23 protein-coding genes are annotated in these 24,078 nt (G+C 44.8%); 10 read left to right on the top strand and 13 right to left on the bottom strand.

From position 1 onward, the window contains the following. From FEF09_RS06425 to FEF09_RS06410, 3 genes are all read right to left on the bottom strand, one after another. The coding region (locus FEF09_RS06425; RefSeq protein WP_146304348.1) for a DUF1398 domain-containing protein at window positions 1-404 on the bottom strand (404 nt) is incomplete at its 3' end. A gap of 986 nt (window positions 405-1,390) precedes the next feature. Beyond that, the gene (locus FEF09_RS06415) at window positions 1,391-1,582 is read right to left on the bottom strand and encodes an AI-2E family transporter (RefSeq protein ID WP_261387362.1); all 192 of its coding nucleotides are present in this window, start codon (window positions 1,580-1,582) and stop codon (window positions 1,391-1,393) included. Between the two features lie 50 nt (window positions 1,583-1,632). Continuing rightward, complete coding sequence (locus FEF09_RS06410; RefSeq protein WP_186774215.1) at window positions 1,633-2,175, bottom strand: AI-2E family transporter; 543 nt, start codon at window positions 2,173-2,175, stop codon at window positions 1,633-1,635. Between the two features lie 18 nt (window positions 2,176-2,193). Here FEF09_RS06410 and FEF09_RS30625 point away from each other — a divergent pair, with 18 nt between their 5' ends. The 7 genes from FEF09_RS30625 to FEF09_RS06385 all read left to right on the top strand — a co-directional run bounded on the left by FEF09_RS30625 (window position 2,194) and on the right by FEF09_RS06385 (window position 7,798). After that, the gene (locus FEF09_RS30625) at window positions 2,194-2,358 is read left to right on the top strand and encodes a hypothetical protein (protein ID WP_186774214.1); all 165 of its coding nucleotides are present in this window, start codon (window positions 2,194-2,196) and stop codon (window positions 2,356-2,358) included. A gap of 155 nt (window positions 2,359-2,513) precedes the next feature. Continuing rightward, the gene (locus FEF09_RS32740; protein WP_261387358.1) at window positions 2,514-2,642 is read left to right on the top strand and encodes a hypothetical protein; all 129 of its coding nucleotides are present in this window, start codon (window positions 2,514-2,516) and stop codon (window positions 2,640-2,642) included. Continuing rightward, window positions 2,639-3,184 (top strand): DUF6910 family protein, encoded by a 546-nt coding sequence (locus FEF09_RS06405; RefSeq protein ID WP_146304345.1) that lies wholly within the window; start codon window positions 2,639-2,641, stop codon window positions 3,182-3,184. Before FEF09_RS32740 ends, FEF09_RS06405 begins: the two co-directional genes overlap by 4 nt. Window positions 3,185-3,478: 294 nt before the next feature. Then, on the top strand, window positions 3,479-4,906 hold the full coding sequence (locus tag FEF09_RS06400) for a S41 family peptidase (RefSeq protein ID WP_186774213.1): 1,428 nt from the start codon (window positions 3,479-3,481) through the stop codon (window positions 4,904-4,906). 118 nt (window positions 4,907-5,024) lie between these two features. Next, complete coding sequence (locus FEF09_RS06395) at window positions 5,025-6,224, top strand: SPFH domain-containing protein (RefSeq protein WP_146304343.1); 1,200 nt, start codon at window positions 5,025-5,027, stop codon at window positions 6,222-6,224. 2 nt (window positions 6,225-6,226) lie between these two features. Continuing rightward, a complete protein-coding gene (locus tag FEF09_RS06390) occupies window positions 6,227-7,201 on the top strand; it encodes a hypothetical protein (protein WP_146304342.1) in 975 nt (324 codons plus the stop codon). Window positions 7,202-7,225: 24 nt separating this feature from the next. Then, on the top strand, window positions 7,226-7,798 hold the full coding sequence (locus FEF09_RS06385) for a DUF6620 family protein (protein ID WP_146304341.1): 573 nt from the start codon (window positions 7,226-7,228) through the stop codon (window positions 7,796-7,798). A 60-nt stretch (window positions 7,799-7,858) separates the two neighbouring features. On the opposite strand, the gene FEF09_RS06380 is transcribed toward FEF09_RS06385, so the two are convergent. From FEF09_RS06380 to FEF09_RS06350, 7 genes are all read right to left on the bottom strand, one after another. After that, window positions 7,859-8,728, bottom strand: coding sequence for a hypothetical protein (locus FEF09_RS06380; RefSeq protein ID WP_146304340.1), 870 nt, complete (start codon window positions 8,726-8,728; stop codon window positions 7,859-7,861). Window positions 8,729-8,766: 38 nt separating this feature from the next. Next, on the bottom strand, window positions 8,767-10,506 hold the full coding sequence (locus FEF09_RS06375; RefSeq protein WP_146304339.1) for an alpha-L-arabinofuranosidase: 1,740 nt from the start codon (window positions 10,504-10,506) through the stop codon (window positions 8,767-8,769). Window positions 10,507-10,581: 75 nt separating this feature from the next. After that, complete coding sequence (locus FEF09_RS06370; RefSeq protein WP_146304338.1) at window positions 10,582-11,841, bottom strand: glycan-binding surface protein; 1,260 nt, start codon at window positions 11,839-11,841, stop codon at window positions 10,582-10,584. 16 nt (window positions 11,842-11,857) lie between these two features. Further along, entirely contained in the window at window positions 11,858-13,501 is a 1,644-nt protein-coding gene (locus FEF09_RS06365; RefSeq protein WP_146304337.1) for a RagB/SusD family nutrient uptake outer membrane protein, read from the bottom strand. A 20-nt stretch (window positions 13,502-13,521) separates the two neighbouring features. Next, window positions 13,522-16,719: a SusC/RagA family TonB-linked outer membrane protein gene (locus FEF09_RS06360; protein WP_146304336.1), complete on the bottom strand. Its 3,198-nt coding sequence runs from the start codon at window positions 16,717-16,719 to the stop codon at window positions 13,522-13,524. 198 nt (window positions 16,720-16,917) lie between these two features. Further along, a complete protein-coding gene (locus FEF09_RS06355) occupies window positions 16,918-20,001 on the bottom strand; it encodes a hybrid sensor histidine kinase/response regulator transcription factor (protein WP_146304335.1) in 3,084 nt (1,027 codons plus the stop codon). Window positions 20,002-20,018: 17 nt separating this feature from the next. Then, window positions 20,019-21,011 (bottom strand): two-component regulator propeller domain-containing protein, encoded by a 993-nt coding sequence (locus FEF09_RS06350; protein ID WP_186774212.1) that lies wholly within the window; start codon window positions 21,009-21,011, stop codon window positions 20,019-20,021. 143 nt (window positions 21,012-21,154) lie between these two features. Here FEF09_RS06350 and FEF09_RS06345 point away from each other — a divergent pair, with 143 nt between their 5' ends. The 3 genes from FEF09_RS06345 to FEF09_RS06335 are packed head-to-tail and all read left to right on the top strand — an operon-like array spanning window position 21,155 to window position 23,117. Beyond that, window positions 21,155-21,991, top strand: coding sequence for a hypothetical protein (locus FEF09_RS06345; protein WP_146304333.1), 837 nt, complete (start codon window positions 21,155-21,157; stop codon window positions 21,989-21,991). Window positions 21,992-22,011: 20 nt separating this feature from the next. Next, on the top strand, window positions 22,012-22,554 hold the full coding sequence (locus tag FEF09_RS06340) for an RNA polymerase sigma factor (protein WP_146304332.1): 543 nt from the start codon (window positions 22,012-22,014) through the stop codon (window positions 22,552-22,554). After that, on the top strand, window positions 22,551-23,117 hold the full coding sequence (locus FEF09_RS06335) for a hypothetical protein (protein WP_146304331.1): 567 nt from the start codon (window positions 22,551-22,553) through the stop codon (window positions 23,115-23,117). The genes FEF09_RS06340 and FEF09_RS06335 overlap by 4 nt, the downstream gene beginning before the upstream one ends. A gap of 92 nt (window positions 23,118-23,209) precedes the next feature. On the opposite strand, the gene FEF09_RS31380 is transcribed toward FEF09_RS06335, so the two are convergent. The 3 genes from FEF09_RS31380 to FEF09_RS32735 are packed head-to-tail and all read right to left on the bottom strand — an operon-like array spanning window position 23,210 to window position 24,050. Continuing rightward, on the bottom strand, window positions 23,210-23,464 hold the full coding sequence (locus tag FEF09_RS31380; protein WP_222596927.1) for a helix-turn-helix domain-containing protein: 255 nt from the start codon (window positions 23,462-23,464) through the stop codon (window positions 23,210-23,212). A gap of 14 nt (window positions 23,465-23,478) precedes the next feature. Continuing rightward, window positions 23,479-23,949 carry an AraC family ligand binding domain-containing protein gene (locus tag FEF09_RS31375; protein ID WP_222596926.1) on the bottom strand — a complete coding sequence of 157 codons (471 nt, stop codon included), beginning with the start codon at window positions 23,947-23,949 and terminating at the stop codon, window positions 23,479-23,481. Then, on the bottom strand, window positions 23,919-24,050 hold the full coding sequence (locus FEF09_RS32735; RefSeq protein ID WP_261387357.1) for a hypothetical protein: 132 nt from the start codon (window positions 24,048-24,050) through the stop codon (window positions 23,919-23,921). The genes FEF09_RS31375 and FEF09_RS32735 overlap by 31 nt, the downstream gene beginning before the upstream one ends. Window positions 24,051-24,078: the final 28 nt, after the last annotated feature.

Raw genomic sequence — 24,078 nt, 5'->3', positions numbered from 1 at the left:
TCAGGCATAATCACCTTGTGGAATGGGTCTTCTACCAGTATTCCCCCCTTTCTATCCAGATAAGTACATACCATCCGCTCTGTATCGATCACCCATTTTTCCACACCTGCATCCGCTGCCTGCTGACAGAAAGTAAGAAAAGCCGTCTGCCCTGTTGATGAATAGTAATCGTATGTCTTAAAGCTATTGCAGAGCATGGTATTGATCGCTTTCTCCTCATAGATCGGCAAGCTTTGTACCTGATGACCGTTATCACCGTAATAAACAGTGTTACCGTCTGTTACAAAGTATTCATATCGTCTCAGCCCCAATGCTTTAATCTCCTGTATATAGCGTGGAAAATCTGCGCCTGTCTTAACTCTGGCGTGTGCCGCTTTAATTGCTGTAATGTGAACATATGTCAATGATTATGCAGCAAATTACCTCTGTATCAACAGGGGAATTGTAAAAAACCGTTTATTTCAGGAAAATGGTGCATCAGGATGACGAAGAAAAAAATTGATCTGGTGTCTCTCCTGTGAAACGTTAAATTCCTGATAAAATGTGTGTCAAGAATCCGGCATCATATCCTAATGTTGTGAGAGAAGTATCCGGCGAATATTGCTGAATAGCATTTCTGAGGCGTACCAGCGACGCAAACTTTTTTGGGGAAGCACCTACTGCTTTGCGGAATCGCTTTTCAAGCGGACTCGGACTCGTGGTAATGTTTTAGCCAGATCAGCAATCCGGATATTGCCCTTGTAGCTGTATATCAGCCTCAATGCGGCAGCTACCAACGGATCAGGAGTCGTCTGCTGTAAAACGCGTTATAAAGAACTGCTCTACCAGCTTAATCCGCTGCAGGTCCTGCCCTGCCATTGCCAGTGCTCTTCCAATATTGCCAGCGCTGACTGTGTCACAAAATTATCCAGCGATACTGACTGTCTGAACAACTCATGCACCGGTGCCTTAAAAAAAGCCGGTAACCCTGCTTCTTTAAAATACACCAATATCGTCCCTATATCCGGCGGTTCCTAAAAAGACGATACCCATCCTGCAATCCGGTGATACCCGCTTTTGACAAAGCTATCGCTGCATTGTCAGTAATCGCCGATAATTGGCCTTTATATTGAAAACCGATCACCAGACTGGTATCAGGAAAAACTTTGTACACAGACGCCTCTTCCGCCTCAGCAACAACAAATTTCTGATATACGGCTGCAACATCTCACAAGGAATGTAGGCGTCAATTTCATCGCTGAACGGTTGGATATTTAGTGTTTATCAAAAGTAAAGAAAATATCCCCACCTGCTTCGTTGGTCACGGGAGCCCCTTCTACTTCTTTACCTTCTTCTCCTGTCCCAGCAGATACCCGTATGGCTGAAGCACAGGTATATGGTCAAGATACTTTCATCTGCCCATCAAAGGGATCGCCATCACCATCCCCGGAATGCCCCACAATAGTTCACCAGCTACCAAACCTACTATTGTCGCCATCGGATTGAGATCTACACCCGATCCAACCACCAGTGGTTCCAACAAATATGTCTGGATAAACTGCACTAATCCATAAGTCACTAAGATCCCCACTACCAACGTCATATCTCCACCCTGTACCAATGATCATTAGTGTCAGTGCTGTACCTGTAAGATTACCCACAAATGGGATGATCTCCAGCAAACCACATAAGATGGCAAAAAAGAATGCATGCTTTACGCCCACGATCGAAAAACCAATTGCATACATGATCCACAGGGAAATGATCATCAGCAATAATCCTTTCAGATACTGCTGTGCTGTTCCTGAGTTTTATGAATACAGGCAATAGTCTTTTCTTTCTCATTATGAGGTACCAGACGCAAATAAATCCCCTTATACGTCCTCTGAAAAAGGTAAACAGGAACACATATACCAACACCAGTAAAAAGTCTGTCAGAAAGCCGCCAAATCCGCTAATGATCGCTGTCAATGCTGCACCTGCTTTCCCTGAAGAAGAAGCCTGCTGTTCCTTTAACATCTGCTCCTGTTGCTCCTTACTGATACCATACTCCGTACTTAACCACTGCCGCAACTGCTGATACTTTGCCATCAATTGTTGCTCCAGTTGTGACGCATTTTCTGCAACATCAGCTATTTGCCAGCTGATAAACAAAATCACCAATGCCAGAAAACCCACAAAAAGTAATAAAGACAATAGAATAGCTACAGCGTTATGAACACCTTTTTGTGCAACCACTTACTGACCGGCAATAATAACATCGCTAAAAGACCCGCAAAGGCAATGGGTACAAAGAATGGCTTGCCATACACAAGGATCAGCACTACCAACGTCAATATCAGCAAAACAGCAGCCGCATTGATAACTTTTGTCCGATAAATCATAATGGGTAAAATCAGTTTATACTCATGTCAGTCACAACAACGATGCCATGCACTATCCTCATACCGGTTCGGCAGTATGCGCTGATACAGATGAGTCAGACTGCCCATTATTCTCCGAAACATTGTAGCTTAGTTGAAAATAAGCGCATCTTGAAAACCATTATCACTTTATTAAAATTCCTCCTGCTGAGCGAATACCCTTCCGGTTCAGCCATCAGTTACTATAACGACCAGTTGTTATTGAAGGCGCTACCCTTGCCGGCAAGCATCTCATATTGAGCAACCGTGGCAATGAAAATAACCCGGTCAATCATCTGATCATCACTACACCTGATTTCTGGCAACAACAGGAAAATGCAGCTATCGACATTGCAACAATCAACATTCCCTTCAAACTGCCGGGGTTTGCCGGTATCTCGGAATTATGCTACGTCGCACAGGAAGACCTGCTATTGGTACTGTTGTCAAGTGAAGCTACGGGTAATACCTACGATGACGGTGCTATTGGTGACAGCTATATCGGCTGGGTGACCCATTTCAATCAAAAACTAACTATCGGAGATATACCGCTTGATGGTATTATTAACCTGTCGGAAACAGATCCGGCTTTCAAAGGTGAAAAGATGGAAGGCATCTGTCTGGCTTCCATAAAAAACAATGAATGGTACCTCCATCTTGTCGCAGATAATGACAAAGGCGAAAGCAAAATATTTCATGTAAAAATGGTGGTCGACCAGCCGCACGCAGCCATCCAAAATGATTTACCAATACGGCGCAGCAGCCCGCTGATTATACTTTTGTTTATTATCAACATCATGTAGCTATTTATTTCAGCTGCAAATTACCCCTTGTTTCCGGTCAGATCAGACCAATGTCCACAGGACGCATTTTCATGTGCACAGGACGCCAAAATATGGGGACGGAAAATCAGCGCCTTGTCTCATATGTCGTACTATATCGCTATTAATCCGCCATTACAGCGGCATTATTCCGTTCATAACCGGAACAATAACGACCTGATTGCGATACAATGCCCTTGTAATGGGACAAGCAAAACTTTGATATTATTCAAACATCTCCTTATCTTACCTACAGATACTAATCCACAACCCGTTATGAAAAAAGGCATATCCATATTCATTGTATCCTGTTTTATTATATACAATATATCAGCACAAAGCATCAGTTGTAACTGCCTCAGTAACCTCGATTCCGTTATCAGTCATACAAGTACCAATTATGCCGGGTTTCCTGTAAAGACCAGTGGCAGTAAGGCTACAGGTTATAACAATATGGTAAGCTCCCTGCACAAACGGGCAACTGGGATCACTGATCCTGTTAAATGTTTTGCAGTCATTAAAGACTATGTATCATGGTTCAAAGACAGGCATTTCGATTTCTCCTATGCACTGGACAGCACACAGTGGCATATCTCCACATTCAATGAAGATCATTTCAGAAAAACACTGCCTAAAAAACATCACCCCCTTGAAGGCATCTGGCGGAATCCTGATTCCACTCTGCAGATAGCAATCAGACAAACAGCTCAGGGCAACTATGAAGGCATCGTAATAAACAGTCAGGATAAGAAAATTCCTTCCGGCTTAGTCTATTGTACCATCACCAAAACAACCCGTGGTTATGCCTATAGAAAATATAATTACATGACGATGGACTATCCCGCCCAACAACAAGGTGGTTTATTACGACTCTGGAATACCGAACTATGGGGCAAAGTCTATCCGGAAGAAATGAATGCTGCAGAAAAAACAGAGTTATCCACATGGAAGAATTATAACTTTGGATTAAGCTTCAAACAAGCAGACCCGCAAACTGCTTATCTGAAATTACCCACTTTCAACAGAGATAACCTTGTTCAAAAACTGATCAGTGACAATGACTCCATTATCCGTCAGTCAAAATACCTGATCGTTGATCTCAGAAGTAACGGTGGTGGCAACACGGGATGGGCTTATCTGCTACCCTATTTAATGACCCAACCGATAGATCAGGGGAATAACTATCTGCGGCTTTCTCCACAAAACACACAAAGAGCACTGGCCGAAATAAAACCTTTGGTGGAAAATCCTATTCCTGACGAATTGAAAAAATATTATACAAGGTCCCTTGTACAGCAATACCAGCATATATACAAAGAAATGCCACTTGCCATAACACCGTTCTATCCCATTCCTTCCATTACAATACCACTTGATATTGTTATACATTATCCCACTCAGATAGCGCTTATTTTTGATGATCTCTGCGGAAGCTCAACAGAATACTTCTTCCAGCTGTCCAAACAAAGCAATAAGATAAAACGCTACGGCACGGCTACACTGGGTATGATGGACTATGTCGGTATGCATCAACCGACACCGCTTCCATTTAGTGGATATTACCTTGTTATCCCAGATACAAAATCCAGCTGGACAGATACCGCTCCCATCGATGCCACTGGTCTGCAACCAGAAAAAGATTTGAGCAAAATACCTCAGGATGAATGGGTTGATTTTATCCGGAGAGACTTAAAGCAGTATTAACATTTTTTATATAGAAAATCCCGATTTTCAGTTATATCTTTCGGCCCGTTATGTATATATCTTTGTAGCATAATTAATAAACGGACACCCCAGCATTTATTAGTTATAACTGAAAACCATGAACTTACCATTTATTGAAATCATTGAGTGGACCGAGAAAGACCCAAATCTGCTCATGTGGAAATTCCCTCACCGGGATGCAGACATTAAAAACGGCGCAAAACTGATTGTACGTGAATCCGAAAAAGCACTGCTGTTAAGTGAAGGTAAACTCGCTGATGTATTTGAAGCCGGCACGCATACACTGAGCACAGAAAACATTCCGCTGTTAACCAGACTGAAAGGATGGAAATACGGCTTTCAGGCACCGTTTAAAGTAGATGTCTATTATCTCTCTGCCAAACAATTCGTCAACCTCAAATGGGGAACCCCTGCTCCGATTATGTTGTCTGACGCGCAGTTCGGACAGGTCCGTGTAAGAGCCTTCGGTAGTTACAACGTACGCATTGCCGATACGGCGAAGTTCTTCCGGGAATATGCAGGCACATTGCCATGGTTATCTGTAATGGATCTGCAACACAAACTGAGAGATTTTATTGCACCTAAATTCGGTGAAGCATTAGCCGCTGCCAACATTCAGGTACTCGATATTGCAGGCAATCTGACTGTACTGAACAATAAGATAAGACCGCTTATTCAGCCTTATTTTGACGCCTTTGGCATTGAGGTAACGGAGTTTGTTGTCAGCAGTGTCAACCTTCCTGATGAAGTAGCCAAACATTTTGACACCATGACTAATATGAACATGGTGAAAGATATGGATGCTTATCTGAAATTCAATCAGGCTAACGCTGTCGGACAAACAGGAACAGCATTAAACGATGCTGCACAGCAAGGTGCCGCCATGGCCTATATGATGAGCGCTATGAATGCACAGAAGACGGAACAAAAACCCGCAGATGATCTTGAATCCAGATTAAAACAGCTGAAAACGCTGCATGATAATGGACTGATCGATGCAGAAGAATACAAAGCAAAAAAGCCGACATCTTATCCAAACTATAAGAGGATGGAGCATGAAAATAAAAAGCTGTCGTTCATAGAACGTATGAAGCAGCGCGCCGTATCACAAGAACCTTACAGTGGAAAAGCCGAAGATTTCAACGCCGGCACCAACACTTCCACCTGCCCCAATTGCGGCGCCGGACGCGCTCAACAGGACGGACTGACACACTGCGCCTACTGCGGACATACCTTCATCATAACAACGCTCAGCGACGGACACTATATAAAAGGATCTGATAATTCTACAATTTAGTTATGGGTTTATTTAACCGCGGACAATCAAAAGAAGACAAACTCCAAACCGAAGCCATTCAAAGTGAACTGGCAGCCCTCGAATCAAGGCTGGACAATTTCCTCACAAAACTGAATGATCGGGTAGACATCCTGATCGAAGGTTTCATCGCTGAAGCACCTGCTATCATGGCGACTGATGACCGTTTCGGACAAGCCTATTACCGCTTCGCTTCCGGCATGAAAGGACAAGCCACCAATATGCGGGAGAAAGTAAGAGAAGTACTGGAGACACAGATAGAGCCTACTTTCAGCCGTTATACGGATACATTACCTGTCGGTACTGATGCCTATCGACTGGTACACGATTGGCGTCACCGGTGCGCTGATAAAGCCAATACGTGGGAAGACCAGCTGCAACACCGGGTAGATGCCGCTACCGAACAGGTAGAAAGGAAAGACTATGAACCCATCTTCCGGGATATGGTCAATCAATACCTGCAGCAATGTAAATCCATTCATTGTACACAATGTGGAGACAATCTGCAGATAACACAGGTCTACTATCACAGTGCCTATGTTGCATGCCCGTCCTGTAATACACAGAATATATTCGAGCCCGGCGTCATTGCCCGCGACCTCGAACAAAACGCCCGCAAACTGGCAGAACAGCGCAGCAAACATTTCATGGATGCACACGAGCAGAAAAGAGCGGAAGAAGAAGACCTCTATCAACAAATGCATACCCTGCAACTGAAGATGAGCTTTCAGGAACTGCAATCTAAAAGTGGACCGCTGTATGCACAACTGCTCGCATTGAATAAGCAACGTGTGGAAGCAGAAAACGAAATACCGGCGCAACTGGATAAATATTACAGAAACATATTCGATGAACTGAATGCCCTGCTCCCCGACCTGAAAGAACATCATGAAAAATTCTTCATATCGCTTCAGAATAACTACAAGCAATATGATAGTAAACGTAGCGTAAACCTTTAGTAAAATATAAAAAACAACAGAACCATGAGTCAGAACAACCCCCTTTTCGAACCTATTCACGGTATCAGCTTATTCGATTATTCCGCTGCCAACGCAAAACTGGCAAACGGTATTGGTGTTGATACGATCTGTGCTGCTCTCGGAGTAGAAATTCCGGTATGGGAAGACGCAAGCCAGGGATGGACACAGCGTATGCAGGAAGATTCCGACTTCATTGTGATCACGCAGATGGGTACTTACTTCGCGCAGGCTGGTGAACACCCGAAATTAGGTCATCTGCAACCTGCAGCTGGCGCAGGTAATGCAGCTAATCTGCAAAGACTGGCTACTGACCGTTATTTCTACGAAGAACTGTGTGGTGCGCGTACTGCCGCATATGAAGCTGGTATGGACGGTGCACGATGGATTCAGACCAACTACGGTATCTCTCTTGGCGACTTTCAGGAAGTAGCTATGCAGTGGATGCAGCAGCAATCGTCTCAGACAACAGAAGAAACCCTGGAATACGTAAACTATATGGATGCGAAAAGACAGGAATACGCGAGAAAATTTGCCGATGAAAATGGCGGCAATATCGCTGATGATGTTGACTTCTAATCAAATTAAAAAGCCTTTCAGCACTACACTGAAAGGCTTTTATTTTATATACACAACCAACTAAAAAACTTCGTCCGTCCGCTCCTGTACAAATGCAGGATGACCATTGATCCATCCACGCACGCCATTGTACATCACCTCATACCAGATCCATTTCTTCCCATCTGTTACTACTTGTTGCATATTGGCACCCATAAATCCCAGCACTGATTTTTCAGGGATCATAAGGATCGGTGGTAAAGTAGAATCAGCCGCTTCAAACATCGGTACATCTGCCACTGTCAGCAATTGCAGATCTCCTTTTAAAATGACCGCAGGCACATTAAACCGGATCTTATTCCGCGGATATAATTGTAACAGATCAGCTGCCTCGCGGATCAGATGCCCCATCTTTGCATCTTCCGCTCCCTCCGGCACATTTATCAACCTGAAATGACCCTGTCCGCTTCTGTTGAAAGAAAAATAACTGCCATCCCGTCTGAGCACATTGTAGATATGTGTATCTCCATATGCCAGCTCACTGACGATCGGATAGTCTTCAAAGAAATACATATTACCTATACCCGCAGCAGCACCGCCATCTTCAAAAAGTGTATACGTCATTTCAACCGGATTCCCATTATCATGGTAAAGCGTCGCATTCAGGGTATCTCCGCTACCTGCCGGCGGCAGACTGGCATTTGTAAGATGTAATGCCGGCTCAGAGATCAATGCGATTAATCCGTCAATAATATACATTTCCCTCTGCATAGAGTCTGGCTCCTCTATAATGGCTGTTGTCGCAATAATACTGTCAATGCCCGATGCGGCACTGTCAGTCGCTATACTATCGGTCGGAGGAGAACTGTTTGCATGGGAAATACAACCGACAGCTAAAAACGCACCTAAAGTGCTCAGGATAAATATGTTCACATTTTTTATCCAATTCATGGCACAGGAGTTATATTATTGATTTCTCAAATATAACTCTATTTCTTTTCTATCACCATATTCACCACTCCCATTGGTGGTAAAGATACCTTTACCCCCCCTGTTGCAGCAGCTCCATAAGGAGTCAGTCCAGCGTAATTATCCGGACCGCCGGATACACCTGTCGGACCAGCTCCGTTTACAAATACTTTCCGGGAAAAACCGGTTACACCTTCTCCGCCGGTCAGCACATACCAGTAAAAACGCGCGCCGGTCTGAAAGTTCTTAAAGTTCACTGTCACATTACGTGTCATATTAGCTCTGTTCACCAGTGTCAATCCTATTTCTCCTGAACTGAATGTGGAAGCGTAGGCACTGATACTCGAATTACTATCTGATACAATCGCCTTAATGCCTCTGTCACCCAGAAATTTCTGAAAGAAATATTGATAATAAAACGCGGGTCTTGGTGTCCATTTTGTTTCACCTGAAAGCGATTCGCCCTGACTGAATAATCCGTGATCATTCCCATTCTCCCATGCATTTGCCAGATCCCAGCGACTGGACATACCAAATTTATTACTGATCAATTCTCCCCATACCATCACGGCATGCATACCTGCCACCTGTGATACCATCTGCTGGGACCCTACCGCAAATATATTCCACTCCGTCAGAGCGATCGGTTTTGCGGCTACACTATTCGCAGCAAAAGAGCCATTGACATGATTATAGATCGCTTTCGTAACGGTTGCAGCAGATGCCAGTATTTCCTGCGGATTTGAATTCGTATTGTAAGGCGTGAAATAACTGTGTACAATATAAAAATCTGCTGAAGCACCTACCTGTTGTAACACACCTGCATTCCACTTCTTATCCGTATCGGTTGCCCAGATTGCCGGCTCATGCTCCAGCAACTGGGCGCCGATGTAGATTGTCCTCCCTGTTTCTGCTGCTGCCTTCCGCATGGAGTCAGCAAATATCTTATAATGACGTCCGTATAATTCGCCGCTGATCACCTGTGGCTGTGCATCTTTATTCTGTGTCACATCTATTCTGTAACCAGCCTGCCATGTACCATTACTTTCATTACCAATCTCCCAGTATCTTGTGCGTCCGTTATCATATCGTACCCAATCCGCTGCGAGATGTGCTGCGGCAGCTACCGGATTCGCAGCAGTACTATATCTGGCGTAGCCATAATTTACCGTAATCATCCCTTCGTTGCCGGTCTGCTGTAACATGTTGTAATAGTTATTCACAGATAGTGTCCAGTCTGCCGTATTGTTACCATACCAATATCCGGGATCTATCTTATTACCATCAGCATCGGTCAGTTGCGCAGGCGCATCCGCAGGCGGTACACCCACCTGTCCGTTCCAAAAATAAACACTGCTGATATTTCCTCCGGGAAAACGGATAATACCCGGATGCAGGTTAGTCAGATGTCCCATCAGTTTTGGCTGATTCACCATCTGGCTCATATAGGGATTACTGTTATTCCCGAATAGCGCCGGAGAGATCTTTGTGGTGATCGTCGATGCATCTACTGTGACAATATATGGCGCAGCAGCTGGCAGTGCCGACTCAGTAAAAGGACCTGCCTTAAAAGTCTTTGGCGCCCATGACGACATAAAGAAACCTATACTGGCAGCCAGTACCGGATCTTCAGGTACTATCACCGTAGTACCGGAGGTATCCGTCTCTTCTTCCTCGTACTGTTCACCGCTGTTTTTGTTGCAGGCCGTGCACAACAATATTTCCGAACATAAAAAAAACAGGACCAATATGCGCTTCATTCTTAAATACGTATTAATAAGTTTTTGCCATAACAGGTCCGTAATACAACTACTGCGGACCTGTCATTGATATTTCTATCTGATCTTCACTATCCTGAAATTGTCATATGCAGCATTGTAGACATCTACAGGTGCATCTTCTGTAATGAAACGATATCCAAAGGCAACGACACCACCGGCTTTCAACAGATCTCCCATTGTCTGGGCACCTGCGCCGGTTCCTTCTTTACCATCTGCCACTGTTTTGAAAGCAGACAAAGGAACAGTTACTGTCTGCCATGCTCCTTTCGTTTCAAACTTTGCACCTGCTGCACCTGACCATGGCATATAGCGATAGGCATAATTATCTCCGAAACGCAACACATTTACACCTGCTGTCCACGGCTCTTTTGTGCTGATCTCAAATTTCAATGCATAGTTAGCAGCCTGCTCTGTCATGATAGCGGCAGTGAACATCGGTACGTCATTGAAGTTACCCGAACGGTTGCCATTCCACCACGCGCCATCACCGGCGCCCACTCCACCAAAAATATTCTGTAGATAACCGCCCCGCGTACCCGGGAACAAATTTGCATCCGTCGTTCTGTTAGCCCCCCACCAGGCCCAGTTGAAAACAGCCTTCTCACCTGTCTCCCCGTCAGCCGTCAGATTACTGATCACATTTCCACTCTGGTGATCATTCAGCGGACCATCTGATACCGCGTTACCATATTTGGCCTGTATGAGCAATCTGCCGGTATCATCCCCCAGCGCTGGCATGATCATCCCTATCCTCGTACCTGCATCGTCTGCGATAAAATCGGTCACTTCTCTACCTCCAGGGAACACGATCTTATCAATCAGCCATAAACTGGAACCATAGATGATAAGGGAATCTCCTGCCAGCGCATTTTCATTCGATATGGCGGCGATCGATGGAGGAGGAATCTCTAGCGTAAATGAATAACTGGTTTCACCATGATTAGTGATAATGTGGATGGTATTGGGTACATCCGGATCTGTTGCCTCTGTAGGCGCATTATCCGGGATAGTGACAATCAGGTGCGTACTGGTATTGTAAGTCGGATTAAAGTACGCTGACTGTCCGTTAAAAGCTATTTTAACGATGCCATCAAGGTTTTGTCCTGTGATCAGGATTAAGGTACCGGGTAGTGTACCGGTAAATGTACTGTCAGTCTTGCTGGCATCCAGCAAGCTGACACCTGTTACTACAGGAGGTGCTCCGCTACCGCTGTCATCTTTGGAACAGGCAAAACAAAACACGGTGAACAGGATCAATAAATACAACGGCAACCTGTTCATATGACGGATAAACGTGAATATATTACGGGTCATGATCAATCAGTTTTAATTAGAATTTATAAGGCACCGGAGGCTTCCTTAAATTAGGTGCAGCAGTCAGCTCAGCTGCCGGCAACGGCAACAGGAAATTGCTTTGTGTCACAGCATAGAATGCCGGTACATCGGAAGTGATCGTCCACGATGTTGCATTCGTAGCTGCATTAGCTGCAACCCGATAAGTACCTCTGTCCTGTGCATTGATCAACGAAATCGCTTTCGCCGGGTCATAGTAATACAACCTTACGAGGTCATACCATGCTTGTCCTTCCATGGCCAATTCCAACCTTCTTTCAATGTAGATATCATCCCATGTAAGCACTGTCTTTTCAGGTACGCCTGCTCTTTTCCTCACCTTGTTGAAGTATAACAAAGCCTGTGCATTGGTTGTAGAAGCAGATTTACCCAGCAATGCTTCTGCATAGATCAGATAAACGTCTGCCAGTCGTAACATATAGGTGTTGATCTCTGTATGTTGCTGGGTTACTTTGCCATCATTATCTTCCGGACGTCCCACCACGTACTTCTTCACCCATGCCCGCGCATTATAACGCTCTGTACCTACATAGTTCCATGGCACCTGCAACTCCTGTATGATCTTCTTGCCGGGATTATTAGGATCATCTACTGACTGATGGATATAGGAATAATGATCGCCGGGGAACATAAACGTTCCTTTACGACGTTTATCATCTATCCTGTATAATTTCAGCTGATCCAGAGAGGCGCCAAGATCACCTCCCCAGCCATCACCAAAACCTGTTATTTCAGATCCGTAAGCAAGGAAGGCCTGCACACTATTCTGTGTACCCCAATCGCCGTCATACTTCCATTGCAGGGCAAACAGGCTCTCTGAATTATTGTTATTCTTCATCAGAAAGAGATCTTCATAATTGTCCATCAATGCTGCACCACTGTTCATGATCACATCATTGGCATACCATGCGGCGCTATCCAGATCTGTCTGATTCTTTGAACCGGAAATACCGGCGCGTGTCAGGTACATCTTCGCCAGCATACCTTCAGCCGCCCATTTTGTAAGACGGCCTTTCTGCATAGGCGCTGCCGGAAGATTCTCCGCTGCAAAACGGATATCACGGATGATAAATTCCCATACTGATGCTACGGTATTCCGGCTGATAGAAGTATCTGTCAACAACACTTTATTATCTGCGATAATCGGTACCGCGCCCCAGTTCTGTACCAGATAGGAATAAGCCACTCCTCTCATAAAACGACCTTCTGCAATACCGGCCTGTTTCACATTCTCAGGAACTGTCGGTGCGGTATAAGTAACCAGATTACTGATAATCTGATTGGCCTGTGCCACCACATTAAAGAAAGAAGTCCAGGAACTATATACTTCCGGTGTCACATCCGTCGTCTGCATACGGATATTATCCACCTGATAAGAACCTGACATCAGGATACCGGCCCTTCCATCTCCGATACCATGAGAGGCTTTATCATTATAGGCAAACCATACAATGTTGTACAATGGTGCCGTTCCTGCGAGTATCTGGTCAGTGGTCTGATAGAAGTTCACATCTACGATCGCATCTTCCGGTGGTCTGTTGAGAAAGTCTTTACTACAGCCCGATGCAAAAAGTGTACAGGCAAGGGCGATCAGATATATATGATAATTTGTCTTTTTCATACTGTCAGTTTTAAAGCTCATTAAAAATCAACCGCGATACTTGCACTATACAAGCGGGTCAACGGATAGCGGCCTGCATCCACACCTATCAGCTGGCTGCTTAACTGTACTTCCTTACCGAGATAAGAACCTACTTCAGGATCATATCCTTTGTATTTTGTGAAAGTGGCGAGGTTTTGCACACCCGCGATCAGGCGGATATTTTTAACGACAGACTGTTGTCTCAGCAATGCATGCGGAATGTTATATCCGAGCTGTACATTTTTGATACGGATATAAGATCCGTCTTCCACATAGAGGTTTGTAAAACGGTTACCATTACCGTTTACATCTGTACCAACGATCCTGGGTACATTGGCGCCGGGATTTTCTAAAATGGTCTTTCCACCTACATCTCCGACGCGTGCATAATTGAATGATTCCTGTAACAAGTTCCGGCCGAGATTGATATTATTGGGATTCGTATTCTCAAAACGGAGATAATTGAAGATGTCATTTCCCTGTGCACCGGTCACCAGCACACTCAGGTCAAATCCTTTCCATGAAAAAGTATTGGTAAAACCAAAGGTCAGCTTTGGCCATGGGTTACCGATAAATGTCTGGTCACGTGAATCGATGATATTATCACCATTCAGATCCTTGTATTTGATATCACCTACCCATACACCACCATCTTTCGCAACGGGTAAACGGGTTCCGTCAGATTGTGCGGGAATAGCACTGCTGTTGATCTCATCGACGGACTGGAACAGTCCTTCTGCGACATAACCATAGAACTGCCACGGCGCATCTCCGATCACAGAACGGGAAGTGAAATTATTCATGAACCACGCAGACCTTGAGAGGAAGGCTGCATCAGAATAGAACTTCGTGATCTTTGTTTTGAAAGCGGAGATATTGAAATTGGTCTTCCAGCTGAAACCTTGTCTGTTATCCACATTCACGGTATTCAGCGTAATACCAAAACCCTTATTCTGCATCGCACCAATGTTTACGATAGGTGCATTAATAGCTCCTTCTCCCTGTGTGCCCATGTAGGCAGGCAGTGGATTGGGCATCAGCAGGTTGTCTGTTTTCTTGATATAGAAATCGCCTTCCAGTTGTATGCGATCTTTTAACACACTCAGATTAAATCCGATATTTTTTGTTTCGGTGGATTCCCATTTAAGTCCGGAGTTACCATATTGTCCGGTACGGAAACCTGCACCCCATGGTGTAGTCACAGATGTCAGGGAAGAAAACTGTGCACCGCCACTACCATTGTTACCGGTAGTGCCATATTCTGCACGGATCTTCAGTTCATTGATAAAGGGTAATGATTTCATGAAATCTTCCCCTGTCAGACGCCATGCCACTGATACGGATGGAAAATATCCCCACCGGTCATCTGCACCAAAGTTGGAAGAGCCATCTGCCCTGCCGGCCAGTTGAACGATATATTTGTTATCATATGTATAATTCACACGACCGAGGTAAGACTCCAGTGCGCCGGATCCTTTATAACTACCGGTCGTCTGTCCTAATGCATTTCCAAGATTGAGAGAAGGAATACTATTGCTGGCAAATCCGACACGCTGCGCAGAGAAACCCTGATAGTTCCATGCCTGTGCTTCATGGCTGACCATCACACTGAAACTATGTTTACCGATATCTCTTGAGTATTGTAATAACTCATTCAGGTTCCAGTAGAAGTTCTTACCATTGGAAACAGCGAGTGATGCTTTTTCATTCACGTTATAACCCAACTGATAGGTAGGAATAAACTTACTGCCATCTGTATATTCGAAATTACCATTGAAGCTGGTACGGAAGGTCAATCCTTTGATGATAGAGATTTCGGCAGTAGCGCCTCCCAGACCACCGGTACGTTTATAATCGTTACTCACAAGGCTGGCGATAGCAACCGGATTAAGCGGTGCATATTTTGCATTTGAGCCATATTCATTCTCCGTAGCACCACCCCAGCTACCGTCTGCATTTTTCACCGGAATATTAGGCGCGAGATTAATGGCATTTCTGATCACGTCTTCACTGGTAGACGCCAGCTTCTCTTTTGTCTGATAGAAGTTCAGGGAGGTACTCAGTTTCAGCCATTTGAAAGCCTGATTATCGAGATTGAGACGGAAGGAATAACGGTTGAAATCAGAGCCGATAGCCACCCCTTCCTGATCAAAATACTCCCCTGACATATAATAAGTCGTATTGCTGGCGCCACCACTGATATTCACCTGATGCTTCTGTAATGAAGCGGTGCGGAACAGGCCATCCTGCCAGTTCGTTCCTTTACCTAATACAGCCGGATTCTGAAATTCCGGCGTCGGTGTGCGGTTCAGCAATTGGGCAATTTCATTATTCATGATGGCGAACTGCTGCAAGGTCATGGTGTTCACCGCTTCTGGTTTGTCCTGCAGAGAGTAGAGATAGTTATAAGACAGTTTCATCTGTCCGGACTTCCCTCTTTTGGTGGTCACGAGGATTACCCCGTTGGTCGCTCTGGAACCATATACAGCGGTTGCAGAAGGCCCTTGCAGGATCTCTAATGACTCAATATCTGAAGGGTTGATACCTGCCAGTGGATTCACAGAACTGGTCGCACCATAAGAAACGGTAGCCGGTTGCATTTGTACACCATCGATGACATACAGTGGCTCGTTTGTTCCGCTGAGGGTATTGACCCCGCGGATATTCACCGAAATACCACCACCCGGCTGACCGGAGTTCTGTGTAACATACACACCGGCGGCACGACCCTGTATGGCCTGATCGATGGTTGTATTGATGGTACGGTTGACCTCTGTGGAGGTAATGGAGACCTGCGCACTGCTCTGGTCTGTTTTCTTCATTTTACCATATCCGACTACCACCACATCATTGAGTTTACGGTAATCTTCCTGCATCACAATATTAATAGTGGCGGAATTACCTACTTTCAATTCCCGGGTGATAAAGCCCATAGAAGCAATGTTAATGACTTCTCCGGGAGAAGCCGGGATACTAAAGTTCCCTGCTCCATCAGTTGTGGTCATTCTTTTTGTTCCTTTAATAGTAATTGAAGCCCCCGGAACAGGTGTACCTGTTTCTCCGGCGGTAACGCTGCCGGAGATCTTTCGTCCCGGATCAGACTGGGTTTGTGCTTGCGCAGGCATAGTGACAGCCCAAAAGAAAATCATTACCCATACCGTCAGGTACGATTTTCCAGTAATACTGGCTCGTTTCATAGCGTGGAAGAATTAAGTTTTTAGATTAATGCGCGATTCATTTGATTTTGGTCATCATTGCTCATATCGTGTTCCCCTTGTATGATAAAAGTATCATCCCTCCCTGAGAAAGAGGGCTGTAGAATGTTTATTAAATAGGATAAAATGTTGCAGGAGGGGTATCAAATGTTGCCTTACGGGCATCATTTATTGCAATACTTACTTTCTGGCTGCAGTTGCGTAAGCAGAAGGCAGCATGTTATACGCCATTTTGAAGTACCTCGCGAAGTATTTTGGGTTGTTGAAACCAACTTCATAGGCCACCTCGGTGACGTTCATTTCAGTTTTGGATAATAACTGTGCGGCCCTTTTTATACGGATCATCCGTATAAACTCCACCGGTGTCTGTCCGGTCAGGTTGAAAATACGCCGGTAGAGGGACACCCGGTTCATAAATAGTTCCCGGCTGAGTTCCTCAACGGAGAAACCGGCATTGGACAGGTTCTGCTCTACTATTTCTAAAACACGGCGGAGGAACTTTTCATTGGGAGAAACTTCCTGTTCAGCGCTTTTTAATTCCGGCAGACTCACCTGATGTTTGGCCGGCAATGGTCTGGCCAGCAGATTACGTACCCGGGACAGCATGATTTCAAAATTGAAGGGTTTTACCAGATAATCTGCGGCTCCGGCTTCCAGTCCGCGGAGTTGCTCCTGTTCACCAGCTGCTGCAGTTACCAGTATCACGGGAATATGTCTGGTCCGGGGGTCAGTTTTGATCTTACGGCACAGGTCTATCCCGTTCATCCCCGACATATTCACATCACTCATGACCAGATCCGGGTGCCCTGACAAAGTTTTCTGCCAACCGGACAATCCATCTGCTCCTTCAATAATATGGTAACAGTCCTTCAGGTTCTCTTTCAGATAAAAGCGGAAGTCCTCATTATCTTCTATCAACAGGATCGTCTGCCGTTGGGTATCCCCTTCCATGACGCCGGCTGACAATTCCTCCTCCAGGTCTTCCGGTAACAGGGGTTCATCCATTAAGGCTTCTTCTGCTGCCGCTTCGGGTACCTCGTTTGGCACCTCGGGTTGTTCACAGGTTTCCAAAGGCAGTATAACGGTAAAACAGCTGCCTTTATTCACCTCACTATCTACCGTGATGGTCCCATTATTCAGTTTTACAAATTCCCGGGTAATAGCCAGTCCGATACCACTTCCCCTGTTCATCAATCCGCCCGGCATATCGCTCTGGAAGAACTGTTCGAATACCTTCTCATGTCTTTCCGCAGGAATACCGATACCGGTATCTTTTACCTTCATTTCCAGCCGGGTTTTTCCTTCTTCATCTTTGGTACTGCTTAGTTCAACATGTACTGAGCCGCCGCTGGGGGTGAACTTAAATGCATTGGACAGGAGGTTAAACAGGATCCGCTCTATCTTATCATTATCAAAATAGGTATAGATATGCGGGGTATTACTTTTATAGGAGAAGACAATTTGTTTCCTTTCCGCCAGATCTGCAAATGAAAAGGCTACCTCCCGGATGAATACGGCGATATCTCCCCAGGTAGGATTTAAACGCAGTTCCTGCATTTCCATCTTGCGGAAATCCATGAGTTGGTTCACCAGTATCAATAAGCGTTTTGCATTCCTGTAGATCAGCTGGAATTTACCTTTCTCTTTCTGATCTCCGCTTTGTTGCATAATCTCTTCCAGAGGTGACAGGATCAGGGAAACAGGTGTTCTGAACTCGTGACTGAGGTTTGTAAATAAACGGATCTTCATCATATCCATTTCATGCATACGTCTGGCTTCCTGTCTTTCCTGTTCCAGAGTAAAGCGTTTGTGTGCCCTTTTGATCACACTACGGCGCAACAGTAATAAAATGGCGACTGTCAGAAGTACATAGATAATATAGGCCAGAGGCGTTTTCCAGAAAGGAGGTTTCACAATGATCTTCAGGGAAATCCCTTCTTCATTCCAGAAACCGTCTTCATTGGCAGCTTTTACCTGTAATGTATAAGTACCGGGACTGATATTGGTGTAGGTAATACGGCGTGTGCTGCCATCTGCGACCAACCAGTTGTCATTAAACTGATCGAGGCGATAAGCGTATTTATTCTTTTCGGTATTGATAAAATTCAGCGCAGCGAATTCAACCGAAAAATCATTCTCGTTGTGCTTCAGCACAATTTCTTTTGTGACAGATAAGGCTTCCGGCAATAAAATCCTGTCATGTACTTTCGCATTCACTTCAATATTACGATCGAACAGGCGAAGTCCGGTGAATACAACATCAGGACGGGTTTTATTGCGCGGCAGTGAAGACGGATCAAACAGGTTAAATCCATCGGCACCGCCGAAAATGAGTTCGCCTGTACTGAGTTTAAAAGCAGCATTCACGTTAAATGCCTTGCTTTGTAAACCATCTTTGTCGTCATAGTTGCGACAGCTGATACTAAGTCCTTCCGGACCGTCTTTCACCGCGATGCGGCTAAGGCCGTTGGAAGTACTTACCCACAGATAGCCTTCATTATCTTCCAGCATGGTGATAATGTTATTATCCGGCAGACCGTCCTTTACGGTAAATGACCTGAATTGTTGTTCTTTTTCGTCAAATACATTCAGTCCGGCGCGGGTTCCGGCCCACATATGTCCCCGTTTGTCATAGAGCAGCGAACTGACATTATCATTGCTCAGCTGATGAGTGGAACTGAGGTAGTGTACAAAGACACCTTTTGAATTATCGAGTACATCGATACCATAAGCGGTGGCAATCCATAGATTGCCCCGGTTATCTTCTGCGAATCCGGAGATATAATTGGAATGAACGGACGCCGGCATATTTACATTGTTATGGTAAAAGATGCCATTACCCGGATCAAACCGGTCTAGTCCTCCGCCCAGTGTGCCTACCCAGAAATTGTTTCGCTGGTCGCGATATATCTTCCAGACGGATTTATTCGCCAGACTATTCGGATCATCATCTTCATGGCGATAGTGGTTAAAGCGTCCATTGCTGTAGAAGTCCATGCCACCAAAATAGTAGCCTATCCACAGGTCATTATTGTTATTCACATAGAGACTTACGATCACATCTTTGCTGATGCTGTTGTCATTGGCCGGATCGTGCTGAAAGCGTTTGAATGTCTGGTTAACACGGTCGAAGTAAATCAGTCCGCCGCCATTCGTACCGATCCATATATTCCCTTTTTTATCTTCTTCGAAGCAGTTGACGTCATTATAACTCAGGCTATTATTATCCGCATGACTGTGCTTATACAAGGGGAATTTCACCATATTCTCCGTGAAATAACTCAGGCCTCTTTATACGTACCGCACCAGATGATGCCAAAATTATCTTTATAGAGTGCGTAGACGGCATTCTCCGCGAGCGTCTTCAGATCGCCTTCCTTATTCAACAGAAAGCGGGATTTGAAATTGTTATTTTTGTCAATCAGGTTAATACCTCCATGATCGGTACCGATCCAGATGATATGTTTATCGTCTTCCACAATGCTGTTGACGATATCGTTATTCAGGGCGCCTGTTTTGCTGGACAGCATCTTCACTTTTCCGTCTGTCCTGCTCAGATAAGCTACGCCGAAATCACTTCCCGGCATATACACCCACATGTCTTTTGCATCGTCGATAAAGATGCGCAGTGCTAAGGGAGTTTTACCGATATATTTTCTGATGGCTGTGTTCCGGTAGATAATTTTGTTACGGGTAATATCCAGTTTTTCCACATCTCCATTCAGGTAGAGAATGACGAGTTGATTTTCGCCCTCACTCTGCAGATCTGCGATAGCGGCATTGGCTCTATCGGGTAATAATATGCTGGTAGTACGTCCGGTGCTGTCTGTTTTGTACAGGCGGGCATCACCATAAGCGATCCACCAGTGATTACCTGTTTGTGCCAAACCGGTGATCCCATATTCAGACAAGCCTCTTTTCTTTAGCCAGACGGTCGCATCGGAGAATTGTTCCGTGACAGGATTATAGAAATTATCCCCGTTCCTTGTGCGGATAAAAAGCTGATTGTCGGGTGCCGGATAGATACCAGTGATGTAGTCATCGTTAATGGCGCCGGGTTCTGCGCTATGCCGGAATGTTTTAAAGGTATACCCATCATAGCGGTTCAATCCGCTCATGGTACCAAACCACATAAATCCTCTGGCATCTTTATAAATGGAATTCACCTGGTTATTGGATAAACCATTGTTCACATCTAAAGAAGAGAACTGGTAGGATGGCTGTGCATAGGCATAGCTTACCAGCAATAATAGTGGAAGCAGCAAATTTTTCATTAACATGGAATACGACTCAGTGCGTTATATTAAAAATAAGCTTTTTGGATCAAAAAAAATTTCCCATCTTAACCCAACCCTTTCCCCTCCCCCGGGGTATTACCTATATCACTGAAACTAATTAATATTGACAAATGATACGAATGAGACACATACTCTTACCTATATTACTTGCTGTAATCGTCTCCTGTAGCACCACAAAGCTGGCCGTACCTGACCAATTCAGCAGTGTATCAACACGTTATCCCGTTAAAGGAGCACAGGGTTGGCTGGTAAACCAACACCTCAGTTTTGGGGATTATTCGACCTCCCGTATCAAAAGGGGCTGGCATATCAAATCCAGCGTCCGCTATAATAACATATGGATCCCGCCGCAGGATGTGCTGATAAATATATTCGGGGCAGAGGTGATGGAAGAGGGAAAGCATGAAAAAGCCAAAATCAGGTATACGCTGACCAATAGTCATAACAGCGCCGAGATTTTTGGTTCTGAGTTTTATAACAGCCATGATGTGGTATTGAACGCCGGCCGCATTCCGGTCATCGGAGGAGAATATTCCACGCTGCTTAGTTCCAGCTATATCTATACGGCGGCTATTGTACCCAATGACACCAGTGGTACAGGGCTCTGGTCTTTGCTCATGGCCCGCGACTATGATATCAGCAAAGACACTTCGCACCGTATTTTAGATGCGCCTTATGTGAAAGAAGAAGGTTATGCAACCAACGGCAGGGATACCGTCAGGATAAGAACACTCAACCTCAATACTTTTATGACCAAAAGCGGGAAAGTGTCCAATACCCTGCTGGGTGCAAGGATACTCTCGGGTTATGAACTGAGCACTACAGACGGGGTTGTCGGTATCATCGATTCTATGGATAAAGCAATCTGGCTGTACAATGATCAGGAAGAAAAGTTAAAGTTCATCCTGTCTGCCATGGGGACAGCCATTCTGTTGAAACAAATAGAAAAAGAATAAGCCTTTATATCTGAATAACATTGCAAAGCCAGGAGCAGGACATATCACTCCTTATTGAAGGCTGCCTTGCCAATAACCGCAAGGCGCAGGAACAGCTTTACCGGCTGTTCTATGGCTTTGCTATGTCCATTGCGATGCGCTATGCCAGAAGCGAAGCGGATGCTGCAGATATCATGAGCCATGCTTTTGTGAAAATCTTCAAAAGTATGCATACCTACGATGCATCGAAAGGAACGATGTATGCGTGGATAAAACGGATTGTTGCCAATGAAGGCATAGATTATATCAAAACTCAGAGTAAATTCAATCCTATCGAACTGGAAGAAGCGATGGCGCCATCCATCGACAACTCCGTTATTGCCAGACTGGAGGCTGAAGATATCATGGATATGATCAAAAAGCTGCCACCTGCCACCCACGCGGTGTTTATACTATATGTCATGGAGGGACATACGCACAAAGAAATAGCCGTCAAACTAAACATCAGCGAAGGCACCAGCAAATGGCACCTGAGTGAAGCCAGAAAAATACTTAAACAAACATTACAGTTACAAACTGAATGAATCAAAAAGAAACATATGAAATCATCATCGCCCAAAAGCTGGAACAGCTGCCTGTTCCTGCTATGGAAGACGCTATCTGGAACCGGATAAGCGCACAGCTGGACATTGAAATGCCCGAGACAACACCACCTGATAATACTCCTCCTGATAACAGCGCATTGCTGAATATTGCCACACTTTTTGTACTGCTCACCGCACTTTCCTGTTACCTGTTTATTGAATTTTTCCATCAGACGCCTAAAGCGGTAACACCGCCAGCAATACCAGCCACGATCATCAAAGACAGTATCTGGCATGAATTACCACCGGCACTGTTACCACCACCGGACAAGCAGCCCGTTGAAAAGAAGAAGACTATAGAGCCTGACACAGTGAATGCGGTTCATCCTGTTATAGCAACACCAATACCTGACAGTATTGCAACAGATCCACCCGAACAGATCATTACACCGCCGGTAATTGCACCATCACCGCCAGTAGTGGACACTACTCCTAAGAAGAAGCCCAGAGGGGTAAAAGGTCTCACTGATGATGATTACAGAATAGCACCTAAAAAGCATTAAATAGGGAAGCTGAATGACAGTCTGATTGGACTTGTATGTAAAATTTGTACATCTAACATAGTTAATTTGTACATTTTTACAATAATAATATTTTAGGAAACTGGCAGGTTTTTGCGATATTCTGAAGGGTTCATCCCTTTTTGCTTCTTGAAGAACTTGTTAAAATGGCTCTCGTCAGCAAAACCCAGTTCATCGACTATTTCTGACAGCCGCATTGTGCTGTAGCGCAGTCTGTTTTCGATGAGTTTAGTTTTATAGGAAGCAATATAATCCTGCATGGTTTTCCCTGTATGCTTCTTAAAATAACGCCCCAGATAAGCCAGTGAAATACCGAATTCATGGCTCACATGCTCAGCCTTTATCAGCTGTGGATTATAGATGTTGGCCTGTATATACTGAATGATGTCCAGCGCCTTTCTTCTTTGTTGTCTTCATAGACCTGCGGCAGATTCTTTTCGATGTTACGTGCGAGTACCACTACGAGGGTATTCACCAGTGAGAGGATCAGTTTATCCCAACAGGAATCACGGTTGATCTGTGCGCGGATAATTGCTTCTATCATCGCTTTTACCAGCGGTTTATCAGATTCATTCTGCAGAATGGAACCTGGCACCTGTTTGGCATTGTATAGCAGGTATTCAAGCCGCTGGATATTGTCTTTGACAATACCATTGGATTTCAGGTACACATCATTGAAGCGCAGGAAAAAGAATTCCGTTGTGTTATCTATGGCAAAATCGTGCAGGTCATTGGGTGTCAGGAGAAACATATCGCCCTGTTTATAAGCAAAGCGGTTGTCATTCACACAATGCCTGCCATCTCCGCCCAGCACATATACCAGTTCAAAAAAGCAGTTTGTCTGGCTCCTTTCGGATACTCATTCATCGTCTGTACGGAGATTGCATATGGCTCGTACAATTGTTCTCTGATCATACCTTAAAGTTAAGCAAAATGACAGAAT

The organism is Chitinophaga pinensis (assembly GCF_007896845.1).
GTDB lineage: Bacteria > Bacteroidota > Bacteroidia > Chitinophagales > Chitinophagaceae > Chitinophaga > Chitinophaga pinensis_C.
The sequence above is the reverse complement of the archived record's forward strand: the minus strand, read 5'-3'. Positions and strand labels throughout refer to the sequence as shown.

Bases quoted from the DNA above. Each gene is read 5' to 3' on its own strand.
- FEF09_RS06415 (WP_261387362.1), bottom strand. From the start codon at position 1,582: ATGACGTTGGTAGTGGGGATCTTAGTGACTTATGGATTAGTGCAGTTT.
- FEF09_RS30625 (WP_186774214.1), top strand. From the start codon at position 2,194: ATGAACACCTTTTTGTGCAACCACTTACTGACCGGCAATAATAACATC.
- FEF09_RS06400 (WP_186774213.1), top strand. From the start codon at position 3,479: ATGAAAAAAGGCATATCCATATTCATTGTATCCTGTTTTATTATATAC.
- FEF09_RS06395 (WP_146304343.1), top strand. From the start codon at position 5,025: ATGAACTTACCATTTATTGAAATCATTGAGTGGACCGAGAAAGACCCA.
- FEF09_RS06390 (WP_146304342.1), top strand. From the start codon at position 6,227: ATGGGTTTATTTAACCGCGGACAATCAAAAGAAGACAAACTCCAAACC.
- FEF09_RS06385 (WP_146304341.1), top strand. From the start codon at position 7,226: ATGAGTCAGAACAACCCCCTTTTCGAACCTATTCACGGTATCAGCTTA.
- FEF09_RS06380 (WP_146304340.1), bottom strand. From the start codon at position 8,728: ATGAATTGGATAAAAAATGTGAACATATTTATCCTGAGCACTTTAGGT.
- FEF09_RS06375 (WP_146304339.1), bottom strand. From the start codon at position 10,506: ATGAAGCGCATATTGGTCCTGTTTTTTTTATGTTCGGAAATATTGTTG.
- FEF09_RS06370 (WP_146304338.1), bottom strand. From the start codon at position 11,841: ATGACCCGTAATATATTCACGTTTATCCGTCATATGAACAGGTTGCCG.
- FEF09_RS06365 (WP_146304337.1), bottom strand. From the start codon at position 13,501: ATGAAAAAGACAAATTATCATATATATCTGATCGCCCTTGCCTGTACA.
- FEF09_RS06360 (WP_146304336.1), bottom strand. From the start codon at position 16,719: ATGAAACGAGCCAGTATTACTGGAAAATCGTACCTGACGGTATGGGTA.
- FEF09_RS06355 (WP_146304335.1), bottom strand. From the start codon at position 20,001: ATGGTGAAATTCCCCTTGTATAAGCACAGTCATGCGGATAATAATAGC.
- FEF09_RS06350 (WP_186774212.1), bottom strand. From the start codon at position 21,011: ATGAAAAATTTGCTGCTTCCACTATTATTGCTGGTAAGCTATGCCTAT.
- FEF09_RS06345 (WP_146304333.1), top strand. From the start codon at position 21,155: ATGAGACACATACTCTTACCTATATTACTTGCTGTAATCGTCTCCTGT.
- FEF09_RS06335 (WP_146304331.1), top strand. From the start codon at position 22,551: ATGAATCAAAAAGAAACATATGAAATCATCATCGCCCAAAAGCTGGAA.
- FEF09_RS32735 (WP_261387357.1), bottom strand. From the start codon at position 24,050: ATGATCAGAGAACAATTGTACGAGCCATATGCAATCTCCGTACAGACG.